This window comes from Achromobacter sp. PD1 (assembly GCF_048541815.1).
In the GTDB taxonomy this organism is placed as follows: domain Bacteria; phylum Pseudomonadota; class Gammaproteobacteria; order Burkholderiales; family Burkholderiaceae_B; genus Achromobacter; species Achromobacter bronchisepticus_A.
The window spans coordinates 1229938-1249439 of sequence record NZ_CP183349.1 but is presented as its reverse complement, the minus strand read 5'-3'; the positions used below and the strand labels follow the sequence as shown (position 1 = coordinate 1249439).

The window sequence follows — 19502 nt, the reverse complement described above, 5'->3', positions numbered from 1 at the left end:
GCCCCTGCGATGCCGCCGCGGCCGGATCAGTTCTGGCCCGCAGCCTGGTCTTCGTCGTCATCCCCGGGGCCGCCCTCGTCCGCCGCGCCCAGCAGCAGCCGGGCGTCGGCTTCGGGGAGCGCCTCGACGGCCTTCAGGTTCTTGAGCATGGCGCGGGTGCGCACTTCCGTCTGCCCGATCTTGTTGCTGGCGGTGTCCAGCGTCCTCTTGACGCTGGCCAGGGATTCGCCGAACTTGCCGAACTCCGTCTTGACCGCGCGCAGCACCTGCCAGACCTCGGACGAGCGCTGTTCGATCGCCAGCGTGCGGAACCCCATCTGCAGGCTGTTCAGCAGCGCCGCCAGGTTGCTGGGACCGGCCACGTTGACGCGCAGGTCATGCAGCTTGTCCAGCAGGCCCGGGCGGCGCAGCACCTCGGCGTACAGGCTTTCGGTGGGCAGGAACATGATGGCGAAGTCGGTGGTGTGCGGCGGCGCGACGTACTTGCCTGCGATCAGGCGCGCCTGCAGCTCGACGGCCCGGCCCAGCGCGGCACCGGCGTTCTTCACGCCTTCGATGTCGGCGGCTTCCTGCGCGTCCATGAGGCGCTCGTACTCTTCCTTGGGGAACTTGGCGTCGATCGGCAGCCAGACGGGTTCGCCGCCATCGCCGCGCCCCGGCAGGCGGATGGCGAACTCCACCACCGCATCGCTGCCCGGCACGGGCTTGATGTTGCTGGCGTACTGGTCCGGCGTCATGTTGTCCTCGATCAGCCTGGCCAGCTGCACCTCGCCCCAGGTGCCGCGCGACTTCACGTTGGTCAGCACCCGCTTCAGGTCGCCCACGCCCGCCGCCAGCGCCTGCATTTCCCCCAGGCCCTTGTGCACGGCCTCCAGGCGGTCCGACACCAGCTTGAAGGACTCGCCCAGGCGCTGCTCCAGCGTGGCGTGGAGTTTTTCATCCACGGTGCGGCGCATTTCGTCGAGCTTGGCGCTGTTGTCGGTTTGCAACGATTGCAGCCGCTGATCCACCGTGGCGCGCACTTCCATCAGGCGCCGCTCGTTGATCTGGATGAGGCCTTGCAGTTGCTCGGAGAAGCCCGCTGCAAAGCGCGTCAGGGATTCCGCCGACTCGGCGCGCGCGGCCTGGGCATCGCGCGACAAGCCGGCGCGCAGGTCGCCATGCGACTGCGACAGCTCCACCCGCAGGGCGCGCGTGGAGTCCGCGAATTCGCTGCGCAGGCCGCGCTGGCCTTCAGCGATGTCGGAGCGCAGCGCGCGCTCGGTGCGTTCCAGGCTTTCCAGCAGCGCATCGAGCCGGGCGTCCTGCGCGGGCGGGCGCAGCCAGGCCAGCAACGCCGCCAGAAAGGCCAGAACGGCGCCGCCTGCGGCGATCCAAAGCAGATGTATGTCGTTCAAAAGATGCATCTCCAAAGCCGGGATTGTAGGATGCGGCCCCCGTCGTTCAGGGTGAATCCCGCTAGGATCGACCGCTGCCGGGCAAGTAAAACGGAAACAAGGGATTAAACTTTGGGGCATTCAAACAGGTTTGCTCCCCCTTGACCCCCCCAGATCCCATCCCCTGTCTCGCCGCGGCTTCATTCCAGTCCGTCTTCGGCCCGCTGGACCTGAACGCCGCCACGCCGCTCGCCTCGGGGCACGACAGGCACATATTCCAGCACCCCAACATGCCGTCCTTGCTCGTCAAGGTCATGGATATGCGCGCCCGCGCGGTGTACCTGGAATCGCGCCCGTTCAAGCGCTGGTACAAGCAGTACCAGCGTGAAAGCGCGTACCGCGTCTACCTGGCCGAAATTTCCGAGTACGTCACCACCACCACCCGCCCCTCGGGCGTCTGGCAGGTACCCATGGCGCGCATACTCGGCGTGGCCCAAACCACGCTGGGCTTGGGGCTGGTCGTCGAGAAAATCTGCGATACCAACGGCAATATTGCTCCCACCGTGACGGATCTGGCCAAGCAGGGCAAGCTGGACGACGCCCTCAGCGCGCAGCTGGACGAATTCTTCCAGGACTTGGCCGATGCCCACGTGGTCCTGCACGACATCTCCGCCAGCAACATCGCCTGTGGCCTGAATGCCGACGGCAAGCAAGGCCTGTACCTGATCGACGGCTTCGGCGGGCTGCCCCTGATTCCGATCTATGCCTGGAGCAAGCGCCTGAACAGCCGGCGCATCCACCGCAAGTACACGCGCATGCGCGCGGCCCTGGCCGAACGCATCGCCATTGGCGGGTTCTGAGGCGCCTTACGCAAGCGCGGCCGGGGCGCGGGCTGGTCGGCTACGCCTGCGGCGCCTGCGGCAACACCACGCCCTGGCGGTCTACCCATACGTAGTCGTGGCCGGCGCGCTGTCCGCGGCGCAAGGGATTGCGCGTGCAGAAGGCCGCATAAGCAGGATCCACAAAACGGTAGTGCAGGTGTTCGTCCCGCCCTAGCGGAATGCCCAGGCGCGTGGTGCAGATCAGGGCCTCGGGCGACTCGCCCACATCCTCCACGTACAGCGCCTGCGGGTCGAAACCGCGTGCATCCCAGTCCGGCACCTTCAGGCCCAACGCCCGGCACAGCAGCGTCTGGCCGGCGCACAGGCCCGAGACCGGCCGCGGCCGCCCCTGTGCATCCGGGTTCAACTGCAGCATGCGGGCCAGCGCCTGCGGACCGGACAGCGCGTCCGTCCAGGGATAGGCGGATTTGATCAGCACGGCGTTGCCCGGCCCGCCGGCGCTGAAGTTCAGCGAATCCCCGCCGCGGGCGTAATACATGTAGACCGTGCCGCCGTCCATGAACAGGGCGCGCCGCTTGTGGGTGTAGCCCAGCGACGCATGGCTGCCCTTCTCTTCCAGGTAATAGGCCTCGGTCTCGATGATGCGGGCCGACAGCCACAGGTCGCCCACGCGGTGGCGGATCACCTTGCCCGGCAACTCGCGCGCCAGCTGCGCGGCGTCGCGGTCGAAGAAGGCGTCGGGCAAGGCCCGGCCGGGCGCGCCCGGCGCCAGGCCGGCCTGGACCTCAGGCGAAACGTTCGCCGTAGCGCTTTTCGCTGAAGCCAACGCTCACCTCGCCATCGGGCGTGACCGTAACCGGGCGGCGCACCAGCGCCGGATACTCGGCGATCAACTGGCTCCACTGCGCATCGGTGTGCGCCGTCTTGCGCTCTTCCGGCAGGTTGCGCCAGGTCATGGACGTGCGGTTGACCAGCTTTTCCCAGCCGCCGACCTGGTCAGCCCAGGACTTCAGCGTGGCGGCCGGCACCGGATTGTCGCGGTAGTCCACGAACGCATGGGCAACGCCATGCGCGGTCAGCCAGTCGCGCGCCTTGACGCAGGTGCTGCACTTCGTCAGGCCGTACAGGGTGGTTTGCTTCATTTGGGTTCGGACTCCTTGCGCCATTGCATGCGGTTGGCCAGGATCACGCAAGTGCCGACCGCCAGGATGAAGAGCGTCGCCAGCGCATTGATTTCGGGTTTCAAGCCCAGGCGCACGCGCGAGAAAACTTCCATGGGCAGCGTGCTGGAGCTGGGGCCGGACAGGAACGAAGCCAGCACCACGTCGTCCAGCGACAGGGTGAAGGACAGCAGCCAGGCCGAGGCCAGCGCCGGCGCGATCAGCGGCAGCGTGATCTTGAAGAACACGGTCATGGGCGTGGCGCCCAGGTCCAGTGCGGCCTCTTCCAGCGAGCGGTCCAGGTCGCGGATGCGGGTCTGGATGACGACCGCGACGAAGGCCATGCACAGGGTCACGTGGCCGACCCAGATCGTGAAGATGCCGTTTTCGGCGGGCCAGCCCAGGCTGCCGCGCAGTTCCACGAACATCAGCAGGAGCGAGATGCCCAGCACCACTTCGGGGATGACCAGCGGCGCGCTCAGCATGCCCACATACAGGGCGAAGCCGCGGAAGCGCCCCATGCGGCCCAGCACATAGCCGGCCCAGGTGCCGATGATGACGGCGGCGGTGGCGGTCATGGCGGCGATGCGGAACGACAGCCAGGCCGCGCGCAGCAGCGCGTCGTCGTTGAACAGCGAGTGATACCAGCGGAACGAGAAGCCGGTCCAGGACGTGACGGTGGGCGACTCGTTGAACGAGAACACCATCAGGCTGATGATGGGCACGTACAGGAAGAAGTACCCCAGCCCCAGCACGACGGCGCGCAAAGTCTTGTTGGGCCCGTTCATTTGCGGCCTCCGCTCGCCTGTTCCTGCTGCTTGACCTGGTTGTATTGGAAATACACCAGGGGCACCAGCAGCAACAGCACCATCACGCAGGTCACGGCCGAGGCCATGGGCCAGTCGGCGTTGTTGAAGAATTCATTCCACATCACGCGGCCCATCATGAGCGTGTTGGCGCCGCCCAGCATTTCGGGGATCACGTACTCGCCCACCGCCGGGATGAACACCAGCATGGCGCCCGCGATCACGCCCTGGCGCGACAGCGGCACGGTGATCTGCCAGAACGCCTGCCAGGGCTTGGCGCCCAGGTCGTAGGCGGCTTCGAGCAGGCGCAGGTCCATCTTCACCAGCGTGGCATACAGCGGCAGGATGAAGAACGGCAGGTAGGCGTAAACCATGCCGATGTAGACGGCGACGTCGGTGCGGTAGATTTCCAGCGGACTGGAAATGATGCCCAGGCTCTGCAGCAGGTTGTTGAGCAACCCGTCGTTGCGCAGGATGCCGACCCAGGCGTATACGCGCAGCAGCAGCGAGGTCCAGAACGGCAGGATCACGCCCAGGAGCAGCAGGTTGCGCACCGCCGGCGACGAACGCGCGATGTAGTAGGCGATGGGATAGCCGATCAGCACGCAGAAGAGCGTGGTGATGGCGGCAATCTTCACCGAATTCAGATACGTGGCGAAGTACAGGCTGTCCGTGAACAGCAGGATGTAGCCGCGCAGATGCAGGCTGAACTGCACCGCCTCGTCCTTGAATTCCGCCAGCGACGTATACGGCGGAATGCCGAACTTCAGCTCGGCGAAACTGATCTTCAGGACCAGCAGGAACGGCACCAGCAGGAACAGCACCAGCCAGGCGAACGGCGGCACCACCGCCAACGCCCGGCCCGACGGCAACCAGTCGCGGGGCGAAAAGCGGATCATGACGCCAGCACCGTGGCGCTGTCGGCGTCCCAGCTGACGAAGATCTCTTCGTCGATGCCGGGCGCGTCCATCGCGGCCAGCAGCTGGCTGGGCACGCTGGCCTCGACCGTCTTGCCGGAATCCAGGCGGATCTGATAGAGCGCGTAGCTGCCCATCCAGGCCATGTGGCTGACCATGCCGTGGGCCCAGTTGTACTCGGCTTCGGGCTGCTCGCGCGACACCACCAACCGTTCAGGGCGGATGGAGACGTGCACTTCCATGCCGAGCGGTTCGCTCACGCCGTGGTTGACGAAGAGCGGACGGGTCAGCTCGCCGCACTCGATGGCGACATGGTCGGGTTCATCGACCACGATGGTGCCGGTGAACATGTTGGTCGAACCGATGAAGCTGGCGACGAAGCGGGAATTCGGGAAGGCGTAGACGTCCTGCGGCGTGCCGCATTGGACGATCTGGCCTTCGGTCATGACGGCCAGGCGATGGGCCATGGTCATGGCTTCTTCCTGGTCGTGCGTGACCATGATGCAGGTCACGCCGACCTGCTCCAGGATCTTCACGAGTTCGATCTGGGTCTTCTGGCGGATCTGCTTGTCCAACGCGGACATGGGCTCGTCCAGCAGCAGCAGCTTGGGCCGCTTGACCAGGCTGCGCGCCAGCGCCACGCGCTGCTGCTGGCCGCCCGACAGCTGGTTGGGCTTGCGGCGCGAATAGCCGGCCATCTGGACCAGGTCCAGGGCTTCGAACACGCGGTCGTGGATCTCGGCCCGATCCACGCCTTCCTGCTTCAGGCCGAAGGCCACGTTGGCCTCGACCGTCATGTGCGGGAACAGCGCGTAGGACTGGAACATCATGTTCACGGGCCGGCGGTACGGCGGCACGTGCGTGATGTCCTCGCCATCCAGGAAGATCTGGCCCGAGGTGGCTTCCTCGAAGCCCGCCAGCATGCGCAGCAAGGTGGACTTGCCGCTGCCCGAACTGCCGAGCAGGGCGAAGATCTCGTTGCGCTTGACCGAGAGATTGACGGAACGGACGGCGACCACATCGCCGAAGATCTTTACGACATCGGAGATCCGGACGAACTCGTCCGGATCGGCCGAATGCTGCGCCGAGTAACGGCTATCGCTCATGATGACTTATCTTCCAGACTTCAGCTCGGACCACATCCGGTTTTGCAGGCGTTGGATGTTCAAGGGCAGCGCCTTGATCACATACAGGGTCTTGGAGACGTCCGCCGGCGGGTAGATCATGGGGTTGTCGGCCACGTCCTTGACCACGTACTGCCGCGCCTCTTTGTTGGCGTTGGGGTAGAACATGGTGTTGGTGATGGCCGCGTGCACCTTGGGCGTTTCGATGTAGTTGATGAAGGCCAGCGCCTCTTCGGGATGCGGCGCATCCTTGGGGATGACCATCAGGTCGAACCACGCGGGCGCGCCGCCCTTCGGAATGAAGTAGTTCACTTCATAGGACTTCTTGGCGTCCTGGGCGCGCTTGCGGGCGATCATCACGTCGCCGGAAAAGCCGTAGACCATGCACAGGTCGCCCACGGCCAGCTCGTCGATATAGCCCGACGAGCTGAACTGGCGGATGTACGGGCGGATCTTCATCAGCACGTCCAGCGCGGCCTTGTAGTCGTCCGCGTTGGTGCTGTTGGGGTCCTTGCCCAGGTACTTGAGCACGGCAGGGAACACCTGGGCGGCTTCGTCCAGCATGGAGATGCCGCACTCTTTCAGCTTGGCGGCGTTCTCGGGCTTGAAGATCATGTCCCAGTTGGCCAGATCCACGCCGTCGCCCATGATCTGCTTGACCTTGGTGACGTTGTAGCCCAGGCCGTTGGTGCCGTAGCCCCAGGGAATGGCGTATTCGTTGCCGGGATCGACGGTGGCGACCAGCGCCATGATTTCGGGATCCAGGTACTTCCAGTTCGGGATCTTGGACTTGTCCAGCTTCTGGAACAGGCCGGCTTCGATCTGGCGCGAGGCGTAATGCGTGGACGGGACAACGACGTCGTAACCCGACTTGCCGGCCAACAGCTTGGCCTGCAGGGTGTCGTTGCTGTCGTAGACGTCATAGCGGACCTTGATGCCGGTTTCCTTTTCAAAACCGGGAATCGTGTCCGGAGCCGTGTATTCAGCCCAGTTGTAGACGTTGACGACCTTGTTCTGCGCCACCGCCGCCGACGAGGCCGCCATGACCAGCATCGTTCCAAGCGCCAAGCGCATACCCGCCCGTAGTTTCATCACCAGCCCCCTTGCGTTATGCCGTATGTGACAGGAGTACCAAAAGGCGAAATGATAAAGCTTTTTAGCGATCACCTGCCCAACTTTGCCGGGTAATTGGCGCGATTTGGGCCCGATGGAGGCAATTGGCCGCCGCCGCCCGGATCAGGGCTGGATTCCCACGCCCCAGGCCGTCCAGTAGCTGTCGCGCAGGCGCAGCCAGAAGCGCTCGCCCTCTTCCCCAGCCACCTTGCGCAGCGAACGGCGCAGGCGTTCCAGGTTGGCCTCGCGCTGGCGGTCCGACAGGGAACCTTGCGTGCCGCGATCGAAATCGATCAGCCAGACGCGGCCGTCGCCCCCCACCAGGATGTTGAAGGCATTGAGGTCGGCATGCCAGACGCCGGCCCGGTGCATGCGCACGATGGCCTCGGCCGCCGCCTGCCAGACCGGCTCGGCCAGCATGTGGGCCAGCGGCCGCACGCCGGGGATGCGCTCGACCACGATGGCGGCGCGGTAGATCGGGCCTTGCCGCCAGTAGGCGGCGGCCAGCGGTGCAGGCACCGCCAGGCCTTGGGCGCGCATGGCGGCCAGCAGGCGGTATTCGCGGAAGCTGCGGGTGCGGGCCTCGCCATTCCAGAGATAGGCGTCGCGGCTGATGCGCGCGATCATTCCGCCGCGGCGGTAGCGGCGCAGCACGCCCTGCCAGCCCGCCCCCTGCACGAACCACGCCGCCTGGCGCCCGCCGGCATCCACCGGCCGCGCCCGGTCGCCGTAGTGCGCCGGGTTGAACAGGTCCGGGCCGGCCTCGGCCAGCCGCGAGGGATCGCTCAGCATGGCGCCGCCCAGGGGGCCGGACCAGGCCAGGCGCCGTTCGCCGGATCGGGAATCGCCTTCAGCCTTCACGGTTGCGCATCCAGTCGGCCACGCCGTAGAAGGACTGCAGCAGGCGTTCGACCAGGGCCGGTTCGATCCCCTGGTCTTCCATGGCCCGGCCGATGCAGATGACCCACTGGTCGCGCTCGACCTCGCCGATCGAGAACGGCAGGTGCCTGGCGCGCAGCCGCGGATGGCCGAAACGTTCTATATAGTGGTCCGGACCGCCGAAGTAGCCGCAAAGAAACCAGAACAGCTTGTCGCGCGCCTGGTCCAGGCTGGGGCCATGGGCGGCCCGCAGCTCCTTCAGGTCGGGCTCCATGTCCATGAGGTCATAAAAGCGGTCCACCAGGGCGCGCACGCCCGGCTCGCCGCCAAGTAGGTCAAAAATGCTGCTGGAGTTTTCCACGGGTTCGGTAATCGTATGGACGCGCGTCGGCATCAGGTTTCTCGTAGGGTGACCAGGGGCGGGGTGCGCAACACGCCGCGCAGGGCCAGGGCGCCGCCGGCCCATGCGCCCAGCATGCCCGCGGCGATGCCCGCCAGCCAGGGCCAGAGGCTGAGAGTAATCGTGAAATCAAATACCTGCGTTGACAAAGCCCAAGCGATCGCGGTGGCGCCCGCCGCCGCCAGCAAGCCCGCCAGGCCGCCCACGGCCCACAGCTCGATGCGCTGGGAGCGCGCAAGCTGGCTGCGGGTTGCGCCCAGCGCACGCAGCACCGCGGCTTCGCGCATGCGCTCGTCGCGTGTGGCCGTCAGCGCCGCGGACAGCACCAGCACGCCGGCGGCCAGGGTGAACAGGAACAGTAGCTGCACGGCCTTGCCCACCTCGTTCAGCACGGACTGCAGCTGCTGCAGGATGGCGCCCACGTCGAACACCGTCAGGTTCGGGAACTCGCGCACCAGCGCGGGCAGGACCGAGGCCTTTTCGGGCGGCAGATAGAACGAAGTGATCCAGCTCTGGGGCATGTCGGCCAACGCGGCGGGCGTCAGGATGGCGAAAAAATTGACGCGCATCGTATCCCAATCGACCCGGCGGGTGCTGGTGACGGCCACTTCGACCTGCTGGCCCGCCACGTCGAAGGTCATCTTGTCGCCCAGCGCCAGGCCCAGCGTCTTGGCCAGGCCCGACTCCAGCGACACCTCGGCCGCGTCGGGTTCCAGCCAGCGGCCCTGCTCGATGCGGTTGGAGGACGGCAATTCATCGCCATAGGACAGGTTGAACTCGCGGTCCACCAGTCGCTTGGCGCGGGGCTCCTCGTAGTCGTCCGGCCCCACGGGCTTGCCGTTGATGGCAATCAGCCGCCCGCGCACCATCGGCGCCAGCGTGACGCGGCCCAGGCCTTCGCGGGTAAGCGCGTCGGTCACGGCCTGGCGCTGGTCCGGCTGCACGTTGATGAGGAAACGGTTGGGCGCATCCGGCGGCAGGGTCCGCTGCCAACCCTGGATCAGATCGGTGCGCGTCATGGTCAGCAACAGCAGCGCCATCAGGCCCACCGCCAGGGCGCACACCTGGGTGATGGTGGCGGCGCGCCGGCGCACCACGCCAGCCAGCGCGAAACGCAGCGCCGGCAGGCCGGCAGCCAGCCGGCGCACCCTCGCCAGGCCCAGGATGCAGAGCCAGGCCACCAGCGCGAATACGGCGAAGGCTCCTAAAAAGCCGCCCGCCACCACGCCGCCCAGCTTGGCGTCGCCGGCAAACCACCAGATCAGCAGCGCGAAGCCCGCGGCCCCCAGCACATAGCCCAGGGCGCTGCGCGCGCTGAGCGCGTCGGCGTCGCGGCGCAGCACCCGGGCCGGCGGCACATGGCGCAGCTGGGCCAGCGCCGGCAGGGCGAAACCCAGCAACAGCAAGAGGCCGGTCAGCAGCCCCTGCAAGGCCGGGATGGCCGAAGGCGCGGGCAGGCTGGTATCGATCAGCGAACCCAGCAGCATCACCAGCACCTGGTGCACCGCATAACCCAGCAGGCAGCCCGCGGCCGACGAGAACAGGCCGACCAGGGTGAATTCCAGCGTCAGCATGCGCGACACTTGCGACTGCACCGCCCCCAGGCAGCGCATGACGGCGATGCCGTCACGGTGGCGCGTCATGTAGCGGCCGGCGGCCAGGGCCACTGCCACGGCCGATATCAGCACCGCCAGCAGCGCGACCAGGGACAGGAAGCGCTGCGCCCGGTCCAGCGTGCGGCGCACTTCGGGCCGGCCGGACTCCAGGGTGGCAACCTTCTGGCCGCGCTTCAGGTTCTGCTTGAGCCACGTCGCGTAGCCGGCCACGGCGTCGGGCTGGCCCGCAACGAGCATGGCGTAGCCGATGCGGCTGCCCGGCGCGATCAGGCCGGTGGCGGGCAGATCGCTGGCGCGCAGCAGCACCCGCGGCGCCACGTTGACGAATTGCATGCCGCGGTCCGGCTCATAGGTGATGACGCGGTCCACCCGCAGATGGGCGTCGCCCACGTTGAGCGTACCGCCCACCTTCAGGTTCAGCAGGGACAGCAATTGGGCGTCCACCCAGACCGCCCCTTCGGGCGGAATGTCGCGCGTCGGGGCGTCGGGTTCGAACGGCGCGCCCGCCACGCGCAGGGCGCCGCGCAGCGGATAGCCCGGCTCCACCGCTTTCAGCGCGGCCAGCTGGGCGCCGTCGCCGGCCCCGACCATGGACGGGAACTGCCAGGTGCTGGACACGGCCAGCCCGCGTTCGCGGGCCTGGTCCATGAAGGCGGCAGGCACCGGCTCGTCGGCGTCCAGCACCAGGTCGGCGCCCAGCATCTGCCCGGCGTCGCGCTCCAGCGCCCGGCCGACCCGGTCCGCCAGGAAGCCGACGCTGGTCACCGCGGCCACCGCCACGACCAGCGCCAGCACCAGCAGCCGCAGTTCCCCGGCGCGGGCGTCGCGCATCATCATCCTGGCGCCCTGGCGCAAGGTGGACCAAAAACCTGGGCGCCTGGCCCGTGACGTATCAGGGAAATCCATCATTCCACAATGTTAACCAACGGCCTAGATCGGGGCCGAATCCCGATATCATCCCGGGGCGGGAGGCGAAGCCACCCATAAAGATACTCAAAACCTGGAGAAGACGATGCGTAAATCCTGGCTTGCCGCCACGATTCTGGCCGCCTGCACGGCCGCAACCGCCCTGCCCGCCGTGGCGCAGAACACTCTGAAGATGGCCTACGCGCTGTCCACGTCCTCGCACTACGGCGCTGGCGCCGACGCGCTGGCCAAGTCCATCGAAGCGTCCACCGGCGGGAAATACAAAGTACAGCAATTCGCCAACAGCGCGCTGGGCGGCGAACGCGAAGTGATCGAAGGCCTGCAGATCGGCACCATCGACCTGGCCATCGTGTCCACCGGCGCCACGCTGAACTTCGTGCCTGAAACGGGTGTCTTCGACATCCCCTTCCTGCTGCGCGACTTGCCGCACGCCCGCAACGTGCTCGACAGCAAGATCGGACAAGATATGCTGGCAAAGTTCCCCAGCCGCGGCATCATCGCCCTGGCCTGGGGCGAACAGGGCTTTCGCCACCTGACCAACAACGTCCGCCCGGTCAAGACTCCGGCCGACGCCAAGGGCCTGAAGATCCGCACCACGGAAAACCCGATCCACATCACCGCCTTCCGCCAGATCGGCATCCTGCCGACCCCCATGGCCTGGCCTGAAGTCGCCACCGCCCTGCAGCAAGGCACCATCGACGGCCAGGAAAACCCGCTGTCGGTGATCACCTCCGCCAAGCTGTCGCAGATGCAGAAGTACCTGTCCTTGACCGGCCACGTCTATGGCCCGGCCCTGGTGCTGATGTCGGCCAACGTGTACGAGGGCCTGTCGGCCGCGGACAAGGCCAACTTCGACAAGGCCGGCAAGGAATCCGCCCAGGCCATGCGCGCCTACGTGGACAACATCGAGAAGACGGGTGTCGAACAGCTGAAGAAGGAAGGCATGCAGGTGTCCGAAGTGGACCGCGCTGCCTTCGCCGCCGCCGTCGAGCCCGCCTACCCCGAGTACTACAAGAAGTTCGACAAGAAGCTGATCGACGCGATCCGCGACACCAAGTAAGCGGGCCCCCGCCCCGATCCGGGGCGAATCGCCCCTGGCGGCGGGATCCCGGTCCCGCCGCTTTCGTTCCCATCCTTTGCGTACAACGCCAACGGGATTCATCATGCGTTTGCTCTGCGCCTTCGACCGCGGCCTGTTCAAACTGGTCTCGGTCCTTGCCCAATTGCTGCTGGTGGCCGCCGCAGCCGCCGCCTTCTACCAAGTCATCGCACGCTTCGTGCTGCACTCCCCCGCCGACTGGAGCGAGGTGCTGACCCGCGCCCTCCTGATCTGGACCGTGCTGCTGGGCGTGGCCCTGGCCTTCCGTCACGGCGCCATGATCAGCGTGGAGCTGCTGCGCAACCTGCTGGGCGGCACGCGCCGCCGCGTGCTCGAAGCGGTGATCGGCCTGATCTGCGCCGGATTCCTCGGCTTTCTGGCCTGGATCGGCGGCAACATGACCTACCGCGTGCGCTTCCAGACCGTGCCGAGCCTGGACATTTCGATTTCCTGGATCTACCTGGCCATCCCCGTGGGCGCCACCCTCGCCGCCATCGCCGTGCTGGCCCGCTGGTGCGCCGGCGAGGAAGACGAGGTGCCGGTGCGCAACGACGCGCAAGGCTGAGCCCCCCCATCGAACATACGCAGCAGATATCGCCATGTCCCAATTAATGATTGTCTCGATGCTGATTTTCTTCGGGCTGTCCGTGCCGGTCGCCGTGTCGATCGGCCTGGCCAGCCTGGCGGGAGTCGGCGCTGCCGGCCTGCCCTGGGTGGTGGTGGCGCAGCAACTCTTCGCCGCGCTGGACAAGTACCCGCTGGTCGCCATTCCCTTCTTCATCCTGGCCGGCAACCTGATGGAAGCGGGCGGCATCTCCGAACGCATGGTGGAGTTCGCCAAGAGCGTGGTGGGCGGCATCCAGGGCGGCCTGGCCTGCACCTGCGTGTTGACCTGCATGATCTTCGCCGCCGTGGCCGGCTCCAGCGTGGCCACCACCTTCGCGGTGGGCGCGATCCTGATTCCCGCCATGATCCGGCACGGTTACCCGGCGCCCTTCGCCGCCTCATTGCAGGCCAGCGCGGCGGAACTGGGCGTGATCATCCCGCCGTCCATCCCGATGATCCTGTTCGCGGTGTCCACCGACACCTCGACCGGCGAACTGTTCATCGCCGGCGTCATGCCTGGCATCCTGATCGGCGTGGCGCTGATGTTCTACGTCTGGTTCTACGCCAAGCGCAACAACCTGGGCAAGCGCGACGGCGAAGGCCGCCTGCCGCTGTGGCCCGCGTTCAAGAACGCCTGGCTGGCGCTGATGATGCCGGTCATCATCCTGGGCGGCATCTACGGCGGCATCTTCACGCCGACCGAAGCGTCGGTGGTGGCCGTAATGTACGCCGTGGTGGTGGGCAAGTTCATCTACCGCCGCCTGAGCTTCAAGCAGCTGTCCGCCACGCTGCACAAGTCGGTGGTATCGACGGCGGTGATCATGTTCGTGATCGCCAACGCCGGCATCTTCAGCTTCCTGCTCAATCGCGCGGGCATTCCGGACGCGCTGGGCGTGTGGCTGGCGCAGATCTTCGACACCAAGTTCACCTTCCTGATGGGCGTGAACGCGGCGCTGTTCATAATCGGCATGTTCATCGAAACCTCGGCCTCCATCGTGGTACTGGCGCCCTTGCTGCTGCCGGTGGCGCTGAAGTTCGGCGTGGAGCCGGTGCACTTCGGGATCATCATGGTGGTGAACCTGGCGCTCGGGATGATTACGCCGCCATTCGGGGTGAATCTCTTCGCGGCTTGCGCGGTGGCGAAGTTGCCGTTGGAGAGGTTGATCAAGCCGTTGATTCCGTTTGTGGGGGTGGTGATTGTTTGCCTGATGATCATTACTTATTGGCCGGGGTTGTCGCTGGGATTGCGGGATCTGGTCTACGCGAAGTAAGTCTGTTTGCAGGTTCTGTAGTGGTGGCGGGCGTCAGAGGCTCTTCGTAGGCCGCTCGCCGGCGCGGGCGCCATGGGGGCGAGCGCCCACGATTGCGGTCCGGAGCCTTCGCTCCGGACTGCCCCGTCGTCATCTTCGTCCAGGCCTTCGGCCTTCCCTTCAGATTCCCTCGGGCGCATCGAGGTTGCTCACCCCCATGGCGCCCGCGCCGGCGAGCTACCGGATTCTTGGCCTGTTGCGCTGCTAGAGCTGTGGTTGGTGGCGAGTCTTGCGTCGCCCGCTGCTTGCGGCCGCGCGGGCGGCCGCAAGCAGCACACGTGTTGGTGGGCGTCGGGGCTGTCTGCGCTTGCGCGAATGCGGAGAGCTGTTTGCTAATGGCACCGGCATCTGGTGGGTGGGCGGTGATGGGTGGCGCGCGGCGAGCAGCCGTTTACGCATCAAGATCCGTTCGCGCGCGCCACCCATCCGGCGGCGAAGTTGAAATGACGATTCTTGGCCAACTCCGTCTTGGCGCTTGAAGACCGAGATGCGCCGTCGTTGGTGGACAGGCTCACCAGTTCCAGCAGCTCGTCGACTCAGCGCCGCGCCTTGGCCGGAGTGGCCCTCAGACCCAGCCTCGTGATCGATTCGGCGACGATATTGCCCGCGTGGCACTGAGAGCGACGCCCCGTCCAACGCCTTCCAGGTCTGCTCGGACCAACGCGACAAAGTGCATTCCGGCCGGAGCTTGCGCTCTCAGTCGTCAGCTCGCGTAGCTGTCACCAAAGCTCTTTGCTAACTGGCGGGTCGTCGTGCCATTGGGCAGTAAGCAAAACTGTTCTGCAGAAAGCTCTGACGAAGCCCGTGTTAGCCGCTCTGAAACCCCGACTCACGGCGTCGCCGGTCATGCACCTAGTCTTTTTTGGAGATGTGCAGCTGATGTCTATCAGATAGCCTGCATTCGCCAAGTCATCTTTCGCACGAGAAAGAGTTCACGAATTGACATGGCCGGGTTGCGGGAGAGATTCGTCCAGATCTGCTCACACCTGTTCCATCAACTCAGTATCAAGCACTGGAGTCGTCTTATGAGATTCAAGAAACGTGCTGCGCCAGCACTGCTGGCTGTCGCCTCCCTGACACTCGCGGCGCTCGCCCAGAACGCCATGGCCGCGGGCGCCTACTCGAGTTCCGCGGTCATGCCGACCATCTACAGCAAGAACCACTGGTACACCGTGGCACCGCCCGTGGTCGGGAGCCCTCCGAGCACTGCAACCATCACCACGGTGTACTACAGCTACGGCTATCGCTTTCCGCGCCCGACCGGCTTTCAAGTGCTGCTGTGCGACAACAACGGCACCAACTGCACTGACGTGACCTCCAGGGGCTCGGGCTCGGTCAGCTTCAAAGGCAAAGGCGTCAAGGCCAACACGCCGGTCCGCTTCCATGCACGCGTCGGTGGCAATGGCACGATGTCACCCCTGATGGGTGATGGCACCGCCAACGTGTCGGTGATGTACGACGACTGATCCGGTAATCGGCGAGCGGGCAATGGGTCTCACCCCGGCTCGCCGTGAATGATGAATCTGCAACTACGCGGCCTTTCGGCCCGCCGGTGTGAGCCAGCCACTAGCCTCAAGGTAGTCTTCGGATTGCGAGTTCGTATGGTCAAAGAGCTTGGCAAGAATCTGAGCCGCAGGAGTACCCTTTGCCTTCTCGGAGTCGTATATCGCCTTGCGCTGCGCGTCGATCACGGCAGCCTCCTTGGAAAAATTCTCCTTGAAGGTTTCGTCAATGATGCGCCCGGAAGAGAGCTTATTCAGCGGCTCCCCCCCTCTTCCCGGTGCAAGCTGGTCGCGTATGTCGTACCAGATCGTGCTGGGTATGTTCACCATGTCATACGCGAACTGTTCAGCGTATTGCGGGTCGGAAGCTGCGGAATTCAACCACTTTTCCTGAATCGCCGTGCGGCCCTGCGTCGCGGCTCCCTCCTGGCTCGAGCGCTTTCGAGCCGCATCGGAAATGCCCACTTGTGTGGTCGAAGAATTGAATCCCTGAAAGAGTCCCTGAAACCCCGCCACGTCCACCGGCGTTGATTTCGTCGTAGTGGAACTCAGCTTCGAAAAGCCCACTCGATCTGCGCCTTGGAACGAAAGAACGCTAAAGCCAGACTGAATATTCATTCACATCTCCAATCAATACAGAAAGTGGCGAGCCTTGAAGTATTTTTTCCTAATCTTCTTGGCGCCTACGCCACGGAAAGCTACGTTGATAGAACAGCGTCTTAACTTATCGCCTGATGCTAGATTGAAGGATCGCGAGCCTTTAGTCCAAAAAGTGAGCGAAAAATGGGACTTTTCTGACTTTTTCCATCCTACGCACACGCGTTCTCAGAGCAAGCCACTGAACCCTCGGCGTTACCTCACGGCCGCGCTGACCGGATTGCTTCTTTTGACGTGCGACGCCGCGTTCGGTGCGGATGTTCTTTATTCCGAGTACCAAGCCAAACAGCGGCAAAGTGCGTTCGCGTTTCCGCTGGAAGAAGCCATCGCGCTGGCGGTGAGGGACAACAGGTTGGTGAAAAGCGCCTACGTCCAGCGCATCAGCCAGAAATTCGACCTCTACGTCAGCGAAGGGAAGTTCTACCCAAAACTGCTGCTCACCACGTCCGCATTGACGAGCAAAGTCAACGGTACCTCCAGCAACGCGAAAGACCTGAACACCAACGCATCGCTCACCTTGCCGACCGGGGCGACCGTATCTATCGCCAATGTCCAGGGCAGGAGCACCGCGGGCACACCTTCGTCTACATCGGTCACGCTGAGCCAGCCCCTGCTGAAAAACGCAGGAATCGATGCGAACACGGCATCAGTCCGCATCGCGCGCCTCGATGATGAAATCAGCCGACTAGCACTCAAGGCAACGCTCTCCCAAACCGTCGCGCAGGTGATCTACGCCTACCGCGAGCTCCTGCGCGCCCAGGAACAGAAGGTGATCGCCGAAGCAGCCCTGGCACGCAACAAAGACCTGTACGAGGTCAACCGCGCGCTGATTGCGGCAGGACGCATGGCCAAGGTGGAGATCCTGCAAACGCAGGCCGAAGTCGCGAATCGAGAAGTAGCGCTGGAAGAAGCGGAGAACCAGATCGACACGGCCCGGCTGGCCCTTGTAGCGTTGCTTGCTCTGGAGCCGCGCACACCTCTATACGCGACCGCTCCAACCAGCGTGGACTGGCGTCCTACCGACCCGACGCGCGCCCTGGAAACGGCGCTCACGCTTCAGCCCGACTACCTCTCCATGAAAATCCTGGTCGAACGGGCCAAGATCAGTCTGGACTATGCCAAGAACCAGCAGCTGTGGGATTTGTCGCTGGTGGCCACCAGAACCCAGGCCCGGAGCAGCGGCGCGTCGTTGGGAGCCATGGACATTCAGGCGTCCGGCGCCCGGACCGACGGCAGCTACGCGGGCCTGCAGCTCACCATCCCCTTAGGGGACCGCTCCATCAAGCAATCCGAGGTGCGCGCCTCCGTGGATCTGCACACCCAAGAACTCAAGTTGCTTGAAACGCGTCAAACGGTGGAGCACCGCATCCGCGATGCCACGCGCAATGTCCAAACCCGATGGCGCCAGCTGGAACTCTCGATCAAGGCCCGCAACTTGTCCCGGCAGAAGCTTGAGGCGGAGAAGGAAAAGCTACAGGTCGGCCAATCGTCGAACTTCCAGGTGCTGTCCTTCGAGAACGACCTGCGCAATGCCGAGAGCGCCCGCCTCAATGCGCAGATCACGTACCTGAACACGCTCACCGAACTGGACGAACGCATGGGCAAGACCCTCGACGTCTGGAGCATCCCCATCATCCAGACCAATGGTTATGAGAACTGAAGAGTCCATGCCGTCAGCCCGGCAAGTCGGCCTCGTAGTCGTGAGCGCCGTCGGCATCATCGAATCACTCAACACCGAGGCGGAGGTGCTTCTGCGGCTACCGAGTGTATCGCTCATCGGCCAGCCGGCCGTTACGGCATTGCTCGATATCGCTGACGAAACGTCCGCGAGCACGTTGATCTCACGGTTCGGCACACCGCCGCGCGGCGGCAGTGCTCGAGAAAGACACCATCACGCCACACGGCTGTACGTGCAATGCGAACGGCTTCCCGGCCCCGAAGCTGATGGCCGTTGGTTGATTCTGCTCGATACCCCACTCCCCTCGGTCGCACCCGCAGCCGCAGCGCGGCGCGCGGGGCGCACCAAAATTCCCAGGCTGGCCGCCGGTAGCTCGGCGGCCCTCTTGGTCGCTGTGCTGCTTGGGAAAACGTTTGGCCCCGGCGCGGCTCCGCCGACGGCCTCATCTGGAGCGAGTGCAGCCGCGTCGGCTTCGATGACGCCAATCATGGCACCCACCACCCCGGCCTACATTTCCGTCATCGGCACCATCGAGGCCAACGAAACGCTCGGCGTTTCGGCCCCTTTCGATGGCGTCATCAAAGAAAGGCACTTCTCGTTCGACACGGAAGTCAAGCAAGATCAGTTGCTGCTGATACTGGACCCAAACGACTTGAACCAACGCGTCCAAGAAGCCAGGGTGGCGATGCTCAAGGCCGCCAAGACCATGCAGGAACTTGAGCGCTGGGACAGAGGCGCCGAAGTCTCGCGGGCGAGACGCACGTTCGTGGTGGCCCGCCAGCAGGTCGAGCAAACTGAGCGCAAAGTGCGGGAAACCGACGGGCTGGTCAAGAAGGGCATTCTCGCCCGGAACGAGTACGACATCGTGGCGGAACAGCTCAACGGTTTCAAGGCCCAGTTGGCGGCGGCAGCGGATGACCTGAAAGCCACCCAGGACAAAGCCGACAAGAGCAACCTGGAGATCGCCAAAATCGAGTATGAGCAGGCCAGGGCGAAGCACGAGGACTTGGCCAGGAGCGCGCTGCTGGCACGCATCGCCGCGCCGCGTGCCGGCATTCTGTCGAAGGCGCCAGCATCCTCTGGACAAGCGCCGGCAACACTTGATGCGGGAAGCCGGATCACGAAGGGTCAGCTGCTGTTCAACGTCGCGCTTACCGGCAAGCTGCGCGTGTCGGCCCGGGTCGACGAAGCGGACGTCGTCGGCCTCGCCACAGGCATGCCTGTGGAAGTGTGGATCGATTCACAGGAGATCGCCCCCCTCCTAGGAAACCTTGCCAGTATCTCGGCACAGGCCATCCAAAGCGGCAACGGCGTCCGCAGCGCCCTGTTCGACGTGAGCGTCGATCTGCCGGCATTGAGCAAGGAGCAGCGCAGGAGGCTGCGCGTCGGAATGTCCTGCAACCTTCGCATAAAAACCCGAGGCGCCGCGAATCCCGAGCCAGGCGGCCCAGCGCGTATCGGCAGGTCGCCTGTGCAGACAAGAAACTGAA

Annotated in this window: 18 protein-coding genes; 7 read left to right on the top strand and 11 right to left on the bottom strand. The window is 65.0% G+C overall.

The genetic code is table 11. The features are described 5' to 3' along the window. Positions 1–26 precede the first annotated feature (26 nt). On the bottom strand, positions 27–1406 hold the full coding sequence (gene rmuC, locus ACM1PE_RS05800) for a DNA recombination protein RmuC (protein ID WP_419342669.1): 1380 nt from the start codon (positions 1404–1406) through the stop codon (positions 27–29). Between the two features lie 131 nt (positions 1407–1537). Here rmuC and ACM1PE_RS05795 point away from each other — a divergent pair, with 131 nt between their 5' ends. Then, positions 1538–2236, top strand: coding sequence for a PhoP regulatory network YrbL family protein (locus ACM1PE_RS05795; protein WP_059380431.1), 699 nt, complete (start codon positions 1538–1540; stop codon positions 2234–2236). 40 nt (positions 2237–2276) lie between these two features. Here ACM1PE_RS05795 and ACM1PE_RS05790 read toward each other — a convergent pair whose 3' ends face one another. From ACM1PE_RS05790 to ACM1PE_RS05750, 9 genes are all read right to left on the bottom strand, one after another. Next, entirely contained in the window at positions 2277–2990 is a 714-nt protein-coding gene (locus ACM1PE_RS05790) for a DNA-3-methyladenine glycosylase (RefSeq protein WP_118932262.1), read from the bottom strand. 13 nt (positions 2991–3003) lie between these two features. Next, positions 3004–3360: an arsenate reductase gene (locus ACM1PE_RS05785; RefSeq protein ID WP_059380432.1), complete on the bottom strand. Its 357-nt coding sequence runs from the start codon at positions 3358–3360 to the stop codon at positions 3004–3006. Next, positions 3357–4166 carry an ABC transporter permease subunit gene (locus ACM1PE_RS05780; RefSeq protein WP_042792726.1) on the bottom strand — a complete coding sequence of 270 codons (810 nt, stop codon included), beginning with the start codon at positions 4164–4166 and terminating at the stop codon, positions 3357–3359. Before ACM1PE_RS05780 ends, ACM1PE_RS05785 begins: the two co-directional genes overlap by 4 nt. After that, on the bottom strand, positions 4163–5083 hold the full coding sequence (locus ACM1PE_RS05775; RefSeq protein WP_059380433.1) for an ABC transporter permease subunit: 921 nt from the start codon (positions 5081–5083) through the stop codon (positions 4163–4165). The genes ACM1PE_RS05780 and ACM1PE_RS05775 overlap by 4 nt, the downstream gene beginning before the upstream one ends. Then, positions 5080–6207, bottom strand: a complete 1128-nt coding sequence (locus ACM1PE_RS05770) for an ABC transporter ATP-binding protein (protein ID WP_059380434.1) — start codon at positions 6205–6207, stop codon at positions 5080–5082. Before ACM1PE_RS05770 ends, ACM1PE_RS05775 begins: the two co-directional genes overlap by 4 nt. Positions 6208–6213: 6 nt before the next feature. Continuing rightward, a complete protein-coding gene (locus tag ACM1PE_RS05765) occupies positions 6214–7317 on the bottom strand; it encodes a polyamine ABC transporter substrate-binding protein (RefSeq protein ID WP_059380435.1) in 1104 nt (367 codons plus the stop codon). A 144-nt stretch (positions 7318–7461) separates the two neighbouring features. Then, entirely contained in the window at positions 7462–8199 is a 738-nt protein-coding gene (locus ACM1PE_RS05760; protein ID WP_118932241.1) for a 3-deoxy-D-manno-octulosonic acid kinase, read from the bottom strand. Beyond that, positions 8189–8611 (bottom strand): group II truncated hemoglobin, encoded by a 423-nt coding sequence (locus tag ACM1PE_RS05755; RefSeq protein WP_059380436.1) that lies wholly within the window; start codon positions 8609–8611, stop codon positions 8189–8191. Before ACM1PE_RS05755 ends, ACM1PE_RS05760 begins: the two co-directional genes overlap by 11 nt. After that, positions 8611–11142, bottom strand: a complete 2532-nt coding sequence (locus ACM1PE_RS05750) for an FtsX-like permease family protein (RefSeq protein ID WP_059380437.1) — start codon at positions 11140–11142, stop codon at positions 8611–8613. Before ACM1PE_RS05750 ends, ACM1PE_RS05755 begins: the two co-directional genes overlap by 1 nt. 103 nt (positions 11143–11245) lie before the next feature. Between ACM1PE_RS05750 and ACM1PE_RS05745 the strand changes: the two genes are divergently transcribed. From ACM1PE_RS05745 to ACM1PE_RS05730, 4 genes are all read left to right on the top strand, one after another. After that, the gene (locus ACM1PE_RS05745; protein ID WP_059380438.1) at positions 11246–12220 is read left to right on the top strand and encodes a TRAP transporter substrate-binding protein; all 975 of its coding nucleotides are present in this window, start codon (positions 11246–11248) and stop codon (positions 12218–12220) included. 103 nt (positions 12221–12323) lie between these two features. Continuing rightward, entirely contained in the window at positions 12324–12824 is a 501-nt protein-coding gene (locus ACM1PE_RS05740) for a TRAP transporter small permease (RefSeq protein WP_059380439.1), read from the top strand. A gap of 34 nt (positions 12825–12858) precedes the next feature. Further along, complete coding sequence (locus tag ACM1PE_RS05735; RefSeq protein WP_118932239.1) at positions 12859–14136, top strand: TRAP transporter large permease; 1278 nt, start codon at positions 12859–12861, stop codon at positions 14134–14136. 1064 nt (positions 14137–15200) lie between these two features. Next, entirely contained in the window at positions 15201–15641 is a 441-nt protein-coding gene (locus tag ACM1PE_RS05730) for a flagellar protein FlhE (protein WP_419342668.1), read from the top strand. 63 nt (positions 15642–15704) lie between these two features. Here the strand turns inward: ACM1PE_RS05730 and ACM1PE_RS05725 are convergent, their stop codons facing one another. Beyond that, on the bottom strand, positions 15705–16295 hold the full coding sequence (locus ACM1PE_RS05725) for a hypothetical protein (protein ID WP_419342667.1): 591 nt from the start codon (positions 16293–16295) through the stop codon (positions 15705–15707). A 124-nt stretch (positions 16296–16419) separates the two neighbouring features. On the opposite strand from ACM1PE_RS05725, the gene ACM1PE_RS05720 reads away from it, so the two are divergent. Both ACM1PE_RS05720 and ACM1PE_RS05715 read left to right on the top strand, forming a co-directional pair. After that, a complete protein-coding gene (locus ACM1PE_RS05720; protein WP_419342666.1) occupies positions 16420–17994 on the top strand; it encodes a TolC family protein in 1575 nt (524 codons plus the stop codon). A gap of 40 nt (positions 17995–18034) precedes the next feature. Further along, complete coding sequence (locus ACM1PE_RS05715) at positions 18035–19501, top strand: efflux RND transporter periplasmic adaptor subunit (RefSeq protein ID WP_419342665.1); 1467 nt, start codon at positions 18035–18037, stop codon at positions 19499–19501. The last annotated feature ends 1 nt before the right edge of the window (position 19502 follow it).

Coding starts and splice junctions, on each gene's coding strand:
- rmuC (WP_419342669.1), bottom strand. CDS start 1,406: ATGCATCTTTTGAACGACATACATCTGCTTTGGATCGCCGCAGGCGGC.
- ACM1PE_RS05785 (WP_059380432.1), bottom strand. CDS start 3,360: ATGAAGCAAACCACCCTGTACGGCCTGACGAAGTGCAGCACCTGCGTC.
- ACM1PE_RS05780 (WP_042792726.1), bottom strand. CDS start 4,166: ATGAACGGGCCCAACAAGACTTTGCGCGCCGTCGTGCTGGGGCTGGGG.
- ACM1PE_RS05775 (WP_059380433.1), bottom strand. CDS start 5,083: ATGATCCGCTTTTCGCCCCGCGACTGGTTGCCGTCGGGCCGGGCGTTG.
- ACM1PE_RS05770 (WP_059380434.1), bottom strand. CDS start 6,207: ATGAGCGATAGCCGTTACTCGGCGCAGCATTCGGCCGATCCGGACGAG.
- ACM1PE_RS05765 (WP_059380435.1), bottom strand. CDS start 7,317: ATGAAACTACGGGCGGGTATGCGCTTGGCGCTTGGAACGATGCTGGTC.
- ACM1PE_RS05755 (WP_059380436.1), bottom strand. CDS start 8,611: ATGCCGACGCGCGTCCATACGATTACCGAACCCGTGGAAAACTCCAGC.
- ACM1PE_RS05750 (WP_059380437.1), bottom strand. CDS start 11,142: ATGATGGATTTCCCTGATACGTCACGGGCCAGGCGCCCAGGTTTTTGG.
- ACM1PE_RS05745 (WP_059380438.1), top strand. CDS start 11,246: ATGCGTAAATCCTGGCTTGCCGCCACGATTCTGGCCGCCTGCACGGCC.
- ACM1PE_RS05740 (WP_059380439.1), top strand. CDS start 12,324: ATGCGTTTGCTCTGCGCCTTCGACCGCGGCCTGTTCAAACTGGTCTCG.
- ACM1PE_RS05735 (WP_118932239.1), top strand. CDS start 12,859: ATGTCCCAATTAATGATTGTCTCGATGCTGATTTTCTTCGGGCTGTCC.
- ACM1PE_RS05730 (WP_419342668.1), top strand. CDS start 15,201: ATGAGATTCAAGAAACGTGCTGCGCCAGCACTGCTGGCTGTCGCCTCC.
- ACM1PE_RS05725 (WP_419342667.1), bottom strand. CDS start 16,295: ATGAATATTCAGTCTGGCTTTAGCGTTCTTTCGTTCCAAGGCGCAGAT.